This is a genomic window from Methylobacterium sp. Ger2507 (assembly GCF_055231875.1).
Genome location: NZ_JBUYVC010000001.1, coordinates 517,429 through 531,258, shown reverse-complemented (window position 1 = coordinate 531,258; position 13,830 = coordinate 517,429). Strand labels below are relative to the sequence as shown.

Here is a 13,830-nt window from a genome sequence, read left to right as displayed (position 1 = left end):
ATTGGAGCATTGCGTGGGGAGGGGTGTCAGGCCGTGGCCGCCACTCCAGCCTAAGGTCCGGTCGCGCGGAACGACGTCGCCCCGCGGCGCCATCCGCGCGTCAGTGCGCCTCCTCCCAGTTCATCGCCGCCCGGGCCTCGACCACCAGCGGCACCTTGAGGGTCAGGGCCGGGGCCGGGGCCTCGACCATGATGCGGGTGATGACGGGCAGCGCCTTCTCCACCTCGTCCTCGGGGGCCTCGAACACCAGCTCGTCATGCACCTGCAGCAGCATGCGCAGGTTCAGCTTTTCGGCCTTCAGAGCATCCTCCATCCGGATCATCGCCCGGCGGATGATGTCGGCGGCCGAGCCCTGGATCGGGGCGTTGATGGCCTGACGCTCGACGCTGGCCCGCTCGTTCGGGTTGTTCGATCGGATCTGCGGATAGTGGCAGACGCGGCCGAACAGGGTGGTGACGTAGCCGAGATCGCGGCACCGGCGCTTGGTGTCGTCGATATAGGCGCGGATGCCGGGGAAGCGCTCGAAATACTGCTTGATGAAGGCGCCGGCCTCCTCGCGGCCGATGCCGAGGCGGTCGGCGAGGCCGAAGGCCGAAATGCCGTAGATGATGCCGAAGTTGATGGTCTTGGCGCGCCGCCGCAGGTCCGGCGTCATCTCCGACAGGGGCACCCCGAACATCGCGCTGGCGGTGGCCGCGTGGATGTCGATGCCGTCCGCGAAGGCTTGGCGCAGCTGTGGGATATCGGCGATGTGGGCGAGCAGGCGCAGCTCGATCTGGCTGTAATCGGCCGAGATCAGGCGGTTGCCCTCCTGGGCCACGAAGGCGCGCCGGATGCGGCGCCCCTCCTCCGTGCGGATCGGGATGTTCTGCAGGTTCGGCTCCGAGGAGGAGAGCCGGCCCGTGGTGGTGGCGGCGAGCGAGAACGAGGTGTGGACCCGGTCGGTCTCGCGGTTGGCGTGGACCTGCAGCGAATCCGTGTAGGTGGATTTCAGCTTGGCGAGCTGGCGCCATTCGAGGATCTTCTTCGGAAGGTCGTGCCCGGCCTGGGCCAGCTCCTCCAGCAGGGTCGCGGGTGTGGCCCACTGTCCGGACGGCGTCTTCTTGGCACCGGGCAGTCCCATCTTGCCGAACAGGATGTCGCCGATCTGCTTCGGCGACGAGACCTGGAATGTTTCGCCCGCATCCGCCTGGATCTCCTCCTCGAGGCGCACCAGGATCTGCGAGAAATCGCCCGACAGGCGGCTCAGCATGTTGCGGTCGATGCGGATACCCTCCGCCTCCATCCGGGCGATCACCGGCACCAGCGGACGCTCCAGGGTCTCGTAGACCGCGACCCGCTTCTCGGCCACGAGGCGGGGCTTCATCATCCGCCACAGGCGCAGGGTGACGTCCGCATCCTCGGCCGCGTAGGCGGTGGCCTTGTCGAGGGGCACCCGGTCGAAGGTGACCTTGGCCCGCCCGGTGCCGGCCACGTCCGAGAAGGTGATGGGCTGGTGGCCGAGATGGCGGCGGGCGAGCTCGTCCATGCCGTGGCCGCCCTTGCCGGCATCGAGCACGTAGGAGATCAGCATGGTGTCGTCGAAGGGCGCCACCCGGATGCCGGAGCGGCCGAGCACGGCGAAGTCGTATTTCAGGTTCTGGCCGACCTTGAGCACGCCGGGATTTTCGAGCAACGGCTTCAGGCGCTCGATCACGACCTTGACGGCGATCTGGCCCGCCAGCGGCTGGAACACGTCGGTGGCCGCCTTGGCGTCGCCGAACAGGTCGCCCTCCGCACCCGTCACGGGCTCCACGTGCCGGAGCGGGATGTAGGCCGCCCGGCCCGGTGCGACGCAGAGCGAGATGCCGACGAGGTTGGCGCTGTTGGCGTCGAGGGAATCCGTCTCGGTGTCGACGGCGATCACGCCGGCCTCCTCGGCCTCGGAGATCCAGGCATCGAGTTGTTCGACCGACCCGATCGTCTCGTAGGCCGCCGTGTCGAACGGCTTGACCGATTCCGCCGCCCGGGCCGCCACGAGGTTAGCGGGCGTCGGCTCGGACGACCCGCGGGGCTTCGGGGCGACGTCGGGCAGGCCGAGATCGGCGAAGGGGTCGATCTCGGCCTGCCCGGCGCCGGACGCGGTCTCGGGATCGACCGGAACGGGATCGCCGTGAGCGTCGGGGAAGAACGGTGCGTCGGGCTCGGGCTCCCGGTTCGGCAGCAGGGCCGGGTCGGGCTGCACCGCCTCCGGGTCGACATGGAGCATCTGGGCGATGCGCCGCGTCAGGGTGTTGAACTCCATCGCCTTGAGAAAGCCGACGAGCTTCTGCGGATCGGGCTTGGGCAGCCGCAGGTCGTCGAGGGGGATCGGAACCGGCACGTTCTCTTCGAGCGCCACCAGCTTTCGCGAGAGCCGGGCCTGATCGATGCTGGCCAGCAGGGTTTCGCGGCGTTTGGGCTGCTTGATCTCGGCGGCGCGCTCCAGCAGCGCGTCGAGGCTGCCGTATTCCTTGATCAGGGCGGCGGCCGTCTTCAGGCCGATACCGGGCACGCCCGGCACGTTGTCCGAGGTGTCGCCGATCAGCGCCAGGGCATCGCCGATCTGCTCCGGCTGAAGGCCTTCCCACTTGGCGATGATGGCGTCGCGGTCGAGATTGCGCTCGGGCCGGTAGCCGGCCTTGCCCTTGGAGCCGGATTCGAAATCGTAGAACCGCACGAGGGGGCCGACGAGCTGCATCAGGTCCTTGTCGGAGGACACGATGATGACGCCGGCGCCCCGCGCCTCGGCCTGACGCGAATAGGTGGCGATCAGGTCGTCGGCCTCGTAGCGGATCAGCTCGATCGGCTGCAGGCCGAAGGCCCGCACCGCGTCGCGCATCAGCGGCATCTGGCGCTTGAGGTCGTCCGGCGCATCCGGCCGGTGGCCCTTGTAGTCGGGAAACATCTCTTTGCGGAACGAGCCTTCCGACTTGTCGAACACGATGGCGAGGTGCGTCGGCATCACGCCGGCGGCCCCCTCCTGCACGAACTGGGCGATCTTGGTGCAGAACAGACGCACCGCCCCGGTCGGCAGGCCGTCCGACGGCCGGGTGTTGTACTTCTGGTCCTGGTTGATCGACTGGAAGTAGGCCCGGAAGATGAATGACGAGCCGTCGACCAGGATGATCTGATCGCCGGGGCCGACGGGAGCGGAGGCGGGAGCGGTCATCGATCCATCAATGGAAAGAGAAAGGAAATGGCGATGGCGCCACGACAATCATTCGTCGGCGTGCAGTTCGTTCCGGCATACCGTGAGAATGTCAGGCAATGCCTCATGGACGGTCCCCCAGAGGAGCTTTGCCGAGACACGCTCGTATCGATGCCGATAGACGTTCCCCGAATCGGCGATCTGCCGCCATGGAATATGGGGGTTCCGTCTCCGTGTTTCTTCGTCGACGCGCCGGCTCGCCTCCGAAATGATCTCGAGGCAACGCGTCACGCCGTAGAGGAGGAGCCGGTTGTCGGCGAAATCTTCGAAGCTCAGGTCTGCGGTGAAATCCTGAGCGGCCTCGACATTTTCGATGATGCCGAGAAGGGCGCGACGTCCACGCTCAGAAAGCATGGATCGCGTCGCGCTCGGCTCTGGGACGTACGTGAGGTCTCAGCATCGAGCGCGTGGCGACGTCCACTTCGATGGGGAACAGATCGGCGATGAACCCGATGACGCCGACATATCCGTAAACATCCCGGATGGTGGTCTCATCGATGTCGATCAGGATATCGAGATCGCTTCCGGCATGCGCCTCGCCGCGCGCAACCGAGCCGAAGAGGGCGGCATGCAGGACGCCCCGCTCGCGCAACGCAGCCTCGTGTGCACGAAGGATATCAAGGGCTGTGCTGCGATCCATGCCGCGACCGTACTCGAAATCGGGGCCGAGCTGAAGGGCTCCCCTCAGGTCGCCGCCCCCACCGTATCGGCCATCTGGGCGTCGCGGGTGCCCAAAGGCTGCTCGGGTCCGCGGGTGGTGTCGGCCTCGGTCTGGTGCTCCATCTCGGCGTTGATCTCGGCGCCGACGAGCACGATCGTGGTCGAGATCCAGATCCAGGTCATGAAGCCGATCACGGCGCCCAGCGAGCCGTAGGTCTCGTTGTACTTGCCGAAATTGGCGACGTACCAGGAGAAGCCGAGCGAGGTGACCAGCCAGGCCACCGCCGCGACGGCGCTGCCCCAGGTCACCCAGCGCCAGCGCGGCGCGTCGCGGCTCGGGCCGTAGCGATAGAGCAGGGCGAGGCCGCCCAGCACGCCGGCGAGCAGCACCGGCCAGCGCAGCAGGGCGATGTACCAGGCCTCCGAGCTCAAGCCGATGATGTTGATCGCGGCCGGCACCACGACGATGCCGACCAGCGCCAGGATGATGAACAGCAGCGCGCCGCCCGTGAAGGCGAGGGAGCGCAGGTTGAGCCAGATGAAGCTGCGCGTTTCGCGCTCCTCGTAGACGATGTTGAGCGCGGAGAAGACCGCCTTCATGCCGCCGTTGGCGCTCCACAGCGAGAGCACGATGCCGGTGAAGAAGGTCAGCCCCAGCGTGGTGTCGCCCTTGGCGGCGATGCGCTTCACCTGCTCGCCGATGATGTCGAGGGCGCCGGAGGGAACCACCCCCTGCAGGGTCTGCAGGTGCTCGTTGATGGTGACCACGTCCGCCACAAGCCCATAGCAGGACACCAGGGCCGCGATGGCGGGGAAGATCGCCAGCAGCACGTAGAACGTCACTCCGGCGGCGACCGAGACGATGTTGTTCTCCGAGACGTCGTGGAACACCCGCAGGCCGATATCCTTCCAGCCCTTGGCGGGAATGTCCGAGGGCGTCCGGGCGCCCCGGCCGCGGTCGGCCTCCCGCGCCGCCACCTGCCGTGCCTCGGGGCCGGCATGGGACGGGGAAGTTTGGCGGGACGGGTCGGTCGGGGTCGCTGGAGAAGGCCGTGCGACCGTGCCCCCCGTCCGGCGCGGCAGGGCGACCAAGCCCAGCAATGCGCTGGCGAGCGCGACGGTCCAAAGCGTCGAATGCATGTCCCTGGTTGTATTCGTGGTGGTTGATGTCTCGTCGGGTAATGTCATCGATCGTCTGTTCCGCCGGATGGAGCGTACTTGCAAGATGACGCATGAATTCGTCACGCGCGCATACCTTGACTCGACAACGGAGGGTGGCGGCTGAGAGTTTCATCCGCCCTCACGGAATCGCGAGGCGGCGGCGCGTGGCGGGTTTATTCCCCGAAACCCGCCGCGCGCGCCGAGCGTTGTGCGTCGCGGCACCCGAGGCGCCGCGGGCTGCGGAATTTCGGGCGCATCTCGGACGTGAAGCCGGTTGGCCGCTTGCCCTGGCGGGCGGCAGGCGGCACGGCCCTTGAGCCCCTGTCCCTCGACCCGGAGACCCCAGACCCGTGCCGCACGCGACCGAGCTGATCGCCATCATCGCCCTGGGCCTCGTGCTGGCCTTCGTCTGCGGAATGGCGGCGCAGCGCCTGCGGTTGCCGCCCCTGGTCGGGTATCTCCTCGCCGGCGTCCTGGTCGGCCCCTACACGCCGGGCTTCGTCGGCAACAGCCAGCTCGCCGGCCAGCTCGCCGAAATCGGCGTGATCCTGCTGATGTTCGGCGTCGGCCTGCACTTCTCGATCAAGGACCTGATGGCGGTGCGCGCCATCGCGCTGCCGGGTGCCATCGTGCAGATCGTGGCGGCGACTGCGATGGGGGGCGCCCTGGCGCTGGCCTGGGGCTGGGGCCTCGGGGCCGGCCTCGTCTTCGGCCTCGCTCTCTCGGTGGCGAGCACGGTGGTACTGCTGCGCGCGCTCGAGGAACGCCGGCTTCTCGACAGCGACAAGGGCCGCATCGCGGTCGGCTGGCTCATCGTCGAGGATCTGGCGATGGTCCTGGCCCTCGTGCTGCTGCCAGCGCTCGCCCCGTCCCTCGGGGGCGACGGCGCGGGCGCCGCGCACCATGCGGGCGACGGCAACCTGTGGCTCACCCTCGGGCTCACCCTCGCCAAGGTCGGGGTCTTCGCCGCCGTGATGCTGGTGGGCGGCCGCCGCTTCGTGCCCTGGCTCCTCGACCAGGCAGCGCGCACCGGTTCGCGCGAGCTCTTCACCCTGGCGGTGCTGGCGCTCGCCCTCGGCATCGCCTTCGGCTCGGCCGAACTCTTCGGCGTCTCGTTCGCGCTCGGCGCCTTCTTCGCCGGCATGGTGCTCGCCGAATCCGACCTCAGCCATCAGGCGGCGGCGGATTCGCTGCCGCTGCAGGACGCCTTCGCGGTGCTGTTCTTCGTCTCGGTGGGCATGCTGTTCGATCCCGGCATCCTGATCCGCGAGCCGCTCTCGGTGCTGGCCGTGCTGGGCGTCATCCTGGTCGGCAAGTCGCTGGCGGCGGTGGCGATCGTGCTGGCCTTCAAGCATCCGCTCGGCACCGCCCTCACCATCGCGGCGAGCCTGGCCCAGATCGGCGAGTTTTCGTTCATCCTCGTCAGCCTCGGCCTGTCGCTGAAGCTCCTGCCGGAGGAGGGGCGCGACCTCATTCTCGGCGGCGCCATCCTGTCGATCACCCTCAACCCGCTGTTCTTCGCGCTCACCGACTGGGTCGGGCGCAAGGTCGCGGAGCGGCCCGACCTCGCCGCCCGCTTCCAGCGCAAGGACGTCGCGACGCTGGCGGTGTCGACCGAGGGCGAGCCCCATCGCGGCCACGCGATCATCATCGGCTACGGCCGGGTCGGCAGCACCATCGGCAAGGCCCTCAAGGCCTGGGACCTGCCCTACATCGTCCTCGACCGCGACCGGCGTCGGGTGCTGGATCTGCGCCAGGAGGGGATCGAGGCGGTGTTCGGCGACGCCACCGCGCCGGGTATCCTCCAGGCTGCCGACATCGCCCAGGCCCGGCTCATCGTGGTGGCGACCCCCGAGGCGCACACGGCCCGGCGCATCGTCGAGCTGGCCCGCGAGGCCCGGCCCGACATCGACACGCTGGTGCGGACCCACAACGACGGCGAGCGCCGCCACTTCGAGGAGCAGGGCGTCGGCCTCGTCCTGATGGCCGAGCGCGAACTGGCCTTCGGCATGACCCTCTACGCCCTGCGCAGCCTCGGCCTGAAGGAGGGCGAGGCCCGCATCTTCGTCGACAGCACGCGCGTCGAGAGCCGTTCGGCACCGGTGGAGACCGCCATCGATCAGGTCACGCCGGAACTGCGCCCGCACAAGGAGGAGGGGGCCTGACCGGGCGTCCGTTCGCTCGACACGGGCGGCCTGTCGGCGAGCCCGTGCAAAGCGTAAGCGGGATCGAACTCCGCCATCGCGACGGTGATGCCTCTCCGAAGGACTCGATGAGAGTTCGGACGAGGCCTCAGGCCGCCAGCGATTGCCCGAGATCGTGGACCCGGCGCAGGTCGTCGACGAAGGCGGCGTAGGCCTCGGCCTTCGCGGCGTCCGGCAGGCGCAGCAGATAGGACGGGTGCACCGTGATGAAGCCCTGGAACGGCTTGGCGAAGTCGGCGGGGCCGCGCGCCCGGGTGATCGGGATCGCCTTGCCGGTCAGGGCCAGCACGGCGGTGGCGCCGAGCGCCACCACGAGCTTGGGCGCCACGAAGTCGAGTTCCCGCTCCAGCCACCAGCGATAATGGCTGACCTCGCCGGCGGTGGGCTTCTGGTGAATGCGGCGCTGGCCGCGCTCCTCGAACTTGAAGTGCTTGACCGCATTGGTGAGGTAGGCCGCGCCGCGCACGATTCCCGCCTCGCCCATCGCGCGGGCCAGCAACTGCCCCGCCGGCCCCACGAAGGGCCGCCCCTGGCGGTCTTCCTGGTCGCCGGGCTGCTCGCCCACGAAGGCGATGGTGGCGCCGACCGGGCCTTCGCCGAGAACGGCCTGGGTCGCGCCCGGCACCAGCGGCTCCGAGCGCCGGATGATGGCGTTGAGCGCCTCCAGCGAATCCGGGGCCTGATCGGCCATGGCCGCCACGGCGCGGGCGGGATTGCGCTTGACCGGCATTTGCGGCTCCCTCTCGATCATGGCGCCCGTGCGGGCCGCCGCCTGCCGGACGAGGCCCGGGATCGCGGCGGTCTCCGGCATGTTGCGCCAATACTTCTTCGGCATCTCCGCCCGCATCGCCGCGAGGTTGGTGCGGGCGGGATTGAAGGTGCTCTCGTAGTAATCGCGCCAGCCCGCCTCGAAGCCGTCCGCCTCCGGTGCGTCCTCGCGTCGCCCCGGCGGACCGAAGGCGAGGCTGGTGCCGTCCCAGCGGGCCGAGCCCTCCGGCGTCAGGATGGTCCAGTTCAGGGAGCGGAAGCGCTCGACGAAGAACGGGGCCGCCGCTCCCAGGATGTGATGGTCGGGCTCGAACCACGCCACGAAGCGCTCCGGGCCGTCGCCCTCGACCCGGCGGAAGCGCAGGAAGGCGTGCATCTTGTGCAGGTCGCGGGCGATGGCCTTGCCCATCCGCTCGAGCCGATGGACCAGGGGATCGCTCGACACCTCCAGGAGCCGGCGCTCCCCGTGCAGGATGCGCCAGATCAGCCCGTAGAGCAGGGCATAGCGCTCCGGGTCGCGGTGCGGCACCACCCTGCCGACCATCGCGCCGACCCCGCGCGGCAGGCTCAAGGGGGGCTCGTCGGCCAGGGCCGGACCCTGCGCCCCGAACAGCCCAGGCGTCTCGCCGATGGACCACAGCACCCGCTCCGGCGGAACGCCCCGGCCCGCGAGACGGCGGGCTGCGGCGCGGAAGCCGTCGAGATCGGCGCCCGGTCGCAGATCAACGGCGTCGAGGGACGAGGTCCCGAACCCGCCGCCCTCCGCAGGCGAGTCGCCCCGGCCCTCTTCTTTCGGGAGAGGGGCACCGTGCTGCCCGCGTGCTGTCTGGGTATGGCCGTCCTCCACCGTCGGATCGGAGGGCGCTCGCGTCTTCATCCTCAGAACAGGCTCAGCTGCTTCGGAGGGTCGGCCAACCGTGCCCGAAGATCGAGCCGGTCGGTGAGCCCGCCCGCCGGGTGATAGTCGGCGGCGATGAGAAAGGGCCTTGCCCGCTTGAGGGCCGAGGTCAGGCGGGCGACGTCGTCGAGACGCAGGCGCGTATGGCGCCGGGCGCGGATGATCTTGTCGACGGCGCGCGCCCCGAGACCCGGCACCCGCAGCAGCATCTCGCGGTCGGCGGCGTTCACGTCGACGGGAAAGCGCGCCCGGTGCTTCAGAGCCCAGGCCAGCTTCGGGTCGATGTCGAGGGAGAGCATGCCGTTCTCGGTGGCGTCGGCCACGTCGTCGGGCGTGAAGGCGTAGTACCGCAGCAGCCAGTCGCCTTGGTACAGACGGTGTTCGCGCTGGAGCGGGGGCGCGGCCAGCGGCAGGATGGTGGAGCCGTCGGGAATCGGACTGAAGGCCGAGTAATAGACCCGCTTGAGGTTGTACGAGCCATAGAGCAGGGCGCTCTTGCGGATCAGCGCCTCGTCGGTGGTGGCGTCGGCCCCGACGATGACCTGCGTCGATTGTCCGGCCGGCGAGAACCGGCGCTTCTCGGATTTCGCCTCGGCGATGCGCTCGCCGATCTGCGCGATGGCGTTCTGGATGACGGCGCCGTCCTTCTCGGGGGCCAGGCGCTCCAGGCTCGCCTCGGTGGGCAGTTCGACGTTGATCGACAGCCGGTCGGCATAGAGGCCCGCCTCCTCGATCAGCCAGGGGCTCGCCTCCGGGATCGACTTCAGGTGGATGTAGCCGCGAAAACCGTGGTCGCGCCGCAGGGATTTGGCCACCCGCGTCAGCAGTTCCATGGTGTGGTCGGGCGACTTGATGATGCCCGACGAAAGGAACAGGCCCTCGATGTAGTTGCGCTTGTAGAACTCCACCGTGAGGGTCACGACCTCCTCGACGGTGAATTTCGCCCGCTGCACGTTGGAGGAGCGCCGGTTGACGCAGTAGGCGCAGTCGAACAGGCAGTAATTCGTCAGCAGGATCTTCAGAAGCGAGATGCAGCGCCCGTCCGGCGTGTAGGCGTGGCAGATGCCGGCGCCGGTGGTCGAGCCGAGCTCACCCTTGCCGGCCGTGCGCTTGGGCGCCCCGGACGACGAGCACGAGGCGTCGTACTTGGCGGCATCGGCGAGGATGCGCAGCTTCTTCGCGAGGAGTTCGTCCATCGACACGAAATGCGCCTCGTTCGCCTTTCGTTCAAGTTTTCGCGCGCGAATTCCCGCCTCGTCCGCTGGCGCGATGTCGCAGCCTCAGACGTCCGCCTCGCCGCCATCCTCGGCCTCGATCACCCGCCGTCCCAGGGCGTAGCCGAAGCCGGCCCGCGCCATCGCGGCGAGGTCCCGGTCGCGATGGGCCTCGCGGGTCCCGGGCCGCCGCCAGGGGCCGAGCCGGCGGCGTTTGGCATAGGCCTGCGCGGCCGCCTCCTCGAGGTCGACGCCCTCGTCCGCCGTCTCGCGCTCGTGCTCCATCGCGCTCGCCACCTGCTCGCGCGACACGCCCTTGGCGGCGAGCTTGGCCGACAGGGCGCGGGCGGAGGCGCCGCGCCGGCGCAGGGCCGCGAGGCGGCCGGCGGTGAAGCGGGCATCGTCGACCAGACCGGCGCTGACGGCGCGGGCGACCGTGGCCTCGATCGCCTCGGCGAAGGCGCCCGCCTCCTCGCCGCGCATGCGGCAGCGCTTGTCGACGCGCCGCTTCAGGGTCTGCCGCAGCATCGCCACGGAGGCGCTGTAGCGTTCGAGATAATGCAGGGCGGCTCGCTCGAGATAGGCGGGCGTCACGGGGGGCGGCGGCTTCGCCTCGGTCGATCCATCGGGGGCGGACCGGCGGGGCGCAACGTTTCGCGGTGTCATCGGTTCTTCACGATCCGGACGGGTTGCGGAAGTGGGTTCGGCAGATATGGTGATCACGCTGGATAAAGGCTCGATCCTGCCATGCCGGCAATCGTCGTGAGACGCGAGTGGCTCCTCGTTCTCCTGGCCCTGGGCTTCGCCCTGGTGGCGGGCATGCTGGTCTATCTCTCGCGTCCGACCACCCTCACGGTGGCGGTCGGCCCCCGTGACGGCGCCGAGGCGACGCTGCTCCAGACCTACGCCCAGGCGCTGGCCCGCGGCCGCGAGGATGTCCGCCTCAAACTCGATTTCTACGACGACGTCCGCGACAGCGCCGAGGCGCTTCAGCGCAACAAGGCCGATCTCGCCGTGGTGCGTCCGGACGTGCTCCTGCCCGAGAACGGGCTGACCCTGGCGATCCTGCACGACGAGGCCCTGCTGATCGCCGCGCCGGAAGCGGCCGGCCTCGAAAACTTCCCGGATCTCGCGCGCAAGCGCCTCGGCGTGGTCGAGCGCCACGCCGCCGACCTGCCGTTCCTGACCAATCTCCTCGCCTTCTACGATTTCGTCTCCCAGCCGGCGGCCGAGACGGTCCCCGAGGGGAGCGTCGGGCCGGCCCGCGTGGCGCTGGTCCCGCTCACGCCCCAGGAGGTGACGAGCGCCATCGCCGAGGGCCGCGTCGATGCGGTGGCGGTCATCGCCGCCCCGGCCTCGAAGGCGGCGATCACGACGGTGCGGGCGGTGGAGGCGGCCTCGGTCGACAAGAAGATCAACTTCGTCTCGGTCCCCGACGGCGAGGCGATCATCCAGCGGATGCCGGAATTGCAGTCGGTGACGATTCCCGCCGGGACCTTCGGGGGACGCCCCAAGCGCCCCGACGAGGACGTGAAGACCGTGGGCGCCTCCTACCGCCTGATGGCGCGGGGCGGCGTCAGCCGCTTCACCGTGGCGTCGGTGACCCAGCACCTGTTCGAGTGGCGCTCGAAGCTGGCGCCGCGGGCGCCGATCGCCAACCTGATGAAGGCGCCCGATTTCGACTCGACGGTGGCGGCCACCAGCGCCCGCCTGCCGAACCACCCCGGCGCGGTGGATTACTTCGAGCGCGAGCAGCAGACGGTCTTCGAGCGCTACGAGGATTACATCTACCTGCTCGCCTTCTTCGGCGGCACCGTCGGCTCGGGCGTGGCCTGGCTCGCCCAGCGCCTCGCCCGCAAGCGCCGGGAGCGCATCGACGTCGTCCTCGACCGGCTGCTCGACATCCTGCGCGAGGTCCGGGCCTCGACCTGCAAGGCCGATCTCGACGGACTGGTGCGCGAGACCGACGACCTCGTGGCCGACGTCGTACAGCATGCCCGCGAGCGCAACATCGACAACCGCACGGTGAGCGCCCTCATCCTCGCCATCGACGCGGTCCATGCGGCGATCAACGACGAGCGTCGCACCCTCGGGGATGCCGGCCCCGAGACCGGTCGCGCCGTGGACCATGCCCGCACCGCCCGGCTTCTGTCCCTGCACACGCCGGCGGCCGAATAGGCTTCAGTACCGGATCGTCCCCCGCAGCCCGAACACCGCCGCGTTGCGGATGCGGGCGCCGTTGGCGTCGCGCGGGTTCGGGAGGCCGCCGCCGGGGCGGAAGACGTACTGGAAATCCGGCTGCAGGGTGATGCCGGGGCCGAGCACGGCCTGGTAGGTCGCCTCCAGCACCGCCTCGCTGCCTCGGCGCGTCCTGGCGACCCCGGTCGCCAGGACGGTGTCGGTGTCGAGGCCCCGGGCCTGGGGCGAAATCCGCGACAGGCCGAAGGCGAGGCCGACCGTGTCGTCCGAGCGGCCGGGGAGCAGCCCCTTATAGGCGATGCCGATATCGGCGTAGACATCCACGAGGCTGCGATCGGCCTGGGAGCCCGAGACGCGCACGAACACGCTGGCGCCGTCGTTCGGGTCGTCGGGCTCGCGATAGACGGTCTGATCGATCAGGCCGTAGAGGCCGGCCTGGCCCCGGAAGCGCCGGGCGATCCCGGAGCTGGCCGGATCGGCGAGCGACACGCCGTCCCCGTCGAAACGCAGGTGGTCGAAGCGGCCGAAATGGTACCAGCCGCCCAGCGTCACCGTCCCGGCCTCTCCGGCACTGCCGGGCGCGATGTTGTAGGCGTAGGAGGCCTCCGCGATCACCAGGGCGGGATCGGTGGTGCGGAAGTTGGTGCCGGTGCGGTTGCGCCTTTGCGGGTCGGGATCACGGCTTCCGCGCGCCGGCCCGGCCGGATCGCCGTCGAACACCCCGACCTGGAACGACAGATTGGCATTGGGCACGTATTTGGCCCGTACGCCCGGCACCGCGAGGGGGTAGATCGGCCCGCCGCTCGGGATCACCACCGCCATGTTGTTGGGCCAGCCGAAAGTGGAATTCACGAACACCGTGCCGGTCTGGGTCACGGCGAACTCGGTGTCGGCGGCGATCTGCCCGATCTTCAGGCCGAATTGGTCTCCGAAGGCCTTCTGCTCGAACCACAATTCGTAGACCCGCGAGGACGGCAGTGCTTCGATGCCGCTCACCGTGATGAGGTTGCCGATCGCGCTGCGCGAGAGGCCGGCACCGTGGATCTGGAACAGGTTGGTGTGGAGCGCACCCCCCTGCCAGCCGATCAGGGGTCCGAGATCGACGTCGATCTCGAGATCGAGCAGTCCTTCGGTGATGCCGCGCCGGCGCAGGCCGCCCGAGACGTTGCCGAGGCTCTCGGCGATGTAGGTCAGACTGTAGGTGACGCCGCGATCCTTGAGGTAGGCCCGGAATCCGAACGGGTCGGCATAGGGACCGAGCTGGTCGGCGATCGAGGTGTCGAGGTTGGCCGATGGGCGCGACGAGGTGACCGACTGGGCGACCGAAGTCTGCGGATCGCCGCCGGCGCCCCGGGGCGAGCCGATGGCGCGGCCTTCGAGCGCCAGGCGCGCGGCCGTCTCGGCCGGCGTCTCGGCCCGCGCGAGCCCCGCCAGGTGGCAGAGCAGGAGAATCCCTCCGGCGAAGGCCGTCATCGGCCGTTGCCGGAGGAAAGGGAG

At 69.6% G+C, this 13,830-nt stretch carries 10 protein-coding genes; 2 read left to right on the top strand and 8 right to left on the bottom strand.

Features of this window, described 5'->3' with window-relative positions:
- Window positions 1-100: 100 nt before the first annotated feature.
- The 4 genes from polA to ACV7NL_RS02485 are packed head-to-tail and all read right to left on the bottom strand — an operon-like array spanning window position 101 to window position 5,029.
- Window positions 101-3,190, bottom strand: a complete 3,090-nt coding sequence (gene polA / locus ACV7NL_RS02500) for a DNA polymerase I (protein WP_056485040.1) — start codon at window positions 3,188-3,190, stop codon at window positions 101-103.
- Between the two features lie 48 nt (window positions 3,191-3,238).
- Entirely contained in the window at window positions 3,239-3,583 is a 345-nt protein-coding gene (locus tag ACV7NL_RS02495) for a HepT-like ribonuclease domain-containing protein (RefSeq protein WP_056181738.1), read from the bottom strand.
- Window positions 3,573-3,869, bottom strand: a complete 297-nt coding sequence (locus ACV7NL_RS02490) for a nucleotidyltransferase family protein (protein ID WP_056181735.1) — start codon at window positions 3,867-3,869, stop codon at window positions 3,573-3,575. The genes ACV7NL_RS02495 and ACV7NL_RS02490 overlap by 11 nt, the downstream gene beginning before the upstream one ends.
- 44 nt (window positions 3,870-3,913) lie before the next feature.
- On the bottom strand, window positions 3,914-5,029 hold the full coding sequence (locus tag ACV7NL_RS02485) for a YihY/virulence factor BrkB family protein (protein WP_463354824.1): 1,116 nt from the start codon (window positions 5,027-5,029) through the stop codon (window positions 3,914-3,916).
- A 371-nt stretch (window positions 5,030-5,400) separates the two neighbouring features.
- Here ACV7NL_RS02485 and ACV7NL_RS02480 point away from each other — a divergent pair, with 371 nt between their 5' ends.
- The gene (locus ACV7NL_RS02480) at window positions 5,401-7,215 is read left to right on the top strand and encodes a cation:proton antiporter domain-containing protein (protein ID WP_463354823.1); all 1,815 of its coding nucleotides are present in this window, start codon (window positions 5,401-5,403) and stop codon (window positions 7,213-7,215) included.
- 127 nt (window positions 7,216-7,342) lie between these two features.
- On the opposite strand, the gene ACV7NL_RS02475 is transcribed toward ACV7NL_RS02480, so the two are convergent.
- The 3 genes from ACV7NL_RS02475 to ACV7NL_RS02465 all read right to left on the bottom strand — a co-directional run bounded on the left by ACV7NL_RS02475 (window position 7,343) and on the right by ACV7NL_RS02465 (window position 10,800).
- On the bottom strand, window positions 7,343-8,899 hold the full coding sequence (locus tag ACV7NL_RS02475) for a UdgX family uracil-DNA binding protein (RefSeq protein ID WP_463354822.1): 1,557 nt from the start codon (window positions 8,897-8,899) through the stop codon (window positions 7,343-7,345).
- A gap of 2 nt (window positions 8,900-8,901) precedes the next feature.
- Window positions 8,902-10,116: a putative DNA modification/repair radical SAM protein gene (locus tag ACV7NL_RS02470; RefSeq protein WP_056181727.1), complete on the bottom strand. Its 1,215-nt coding sequence runs from the start codon at window positions 10,114-10,116 to the stop codon at window positions 8,902-8,904.
- 84 nt (window positions 10,117-10,200) lie between these two features.
- Window positions 10,201-10,800, bottom strand: coding sequence for a regulatory protein RecX (locus tag ACV7NL_RS02465; protein WP_463354821.1), 600 nt, complete (start codon window positions 10,798-10,800; stop codon window positions 10,201-10,203).
- 81 nt (window positions 10,801-10,881) lie between these two features.
- On the opposite strand from ACV7NL_RS02465, the gene ACV7NL_RS02460 reads away from it, so the two are divergent.
- On the top strand, window positions 10,882-12,312 hold the full coding sequence (locus ACV7NL_RS02460) for a TAXI family TRAP transporter solute-binding subunit (RefSeq protein ID WP_056181722.1): 1,431 nt from the start codon (window positions 10,882-10,884) through the stop codon (window positions 12,310-12,312).
- 3 nt (window positions 12,313-12,315) lie between these two features.
- Here ACV7NL_RS02460 and ACV7NL_RS02455 read toward each other — a convergent pair whose 3' ends face one another.
- Window positions 12,316-13,806, bottom strand: coding sequence for a carbohydrate porin (locus tag ACV7NL_RS02455; RefSeq protein ID WP_463354820.1), 1,491 nt, complete (start codon window positions 13,804-13,806; stop codon window positions 12,316-12,318).
- Window positions 13,807-13,830 lie beyond the last annotated feature (24 nt).

Excerpts from the sequence above, each read along its gene's own strand:
- ACV7NL_RS02495 (WP_056181738.1), bottom strand. The coding sequence starts at position 3,583 with ATGCTTTCTGAGCGTGGACGTCGCGCCCTTCTCGGCATCATCGAAAAT.
- ACV7NL_RS02485 (WP_463354824.1), bottom strand. The coding sequence starts at position 5,029 with ATGCATTCGACGCTTTGGACCGTCGCGCTCGCCAGCGCATTGCTGGGC.
- ACV7NL_RS02455 (WP_463354820.1), bottom strand. The coding sequence starts at position 13,806 with ATGACGGCCTTCGCCGGAGGGATTCTCCTGCTCTGCCACCTGGCGGGG.
- ACV7NL_RS02465 (WP_463354821.1), bottom strand. The coding sequence starts at position 10,800 with ATGACACCGCGAAACGTTGCGCCCCGCCGGTCCGCCCCCGATGGATCG.
- polA (WP_056485040.1), bottom strand. The coding sequence starts at position 3,190 with ATGACCGCTCCCGCCTCCGCTCCCGTCGGCCCCGGCGATCAGATCATC.
- ACV7NL_RS02460 (WP_056181722.1), top strand. The coding sequence starts at position 10,882 with ATGCCGGCAATCGTCGTGAGACGCGAGTGGCTCCTCGTTCTCCTGGCC.
- ACV7NL_RS02470 (WP_056181727.1), bottom strand. The coding sequence starts at position 10,116 with ATGGACGAACTCCTCGCGAAGAAGCTGCGCATCCTCGCCGATGCCGCC.
- ACV7NL_RS02490 (WP_056181735.1), bottom strand. The coding sequence starts at position 3,869 with ATGGATCGCAGCACAGCCCTTGATATCCTTCGTGCACACGAGGCTGCG.
- ACV7NL_RS02475 (WP_463354822.1), bottom strand. The coding sequence starts at position 8,899 with ATGAAGACGCGAGCGCCCTCCGATCCGACGGTGGAGGACGGCCATACC.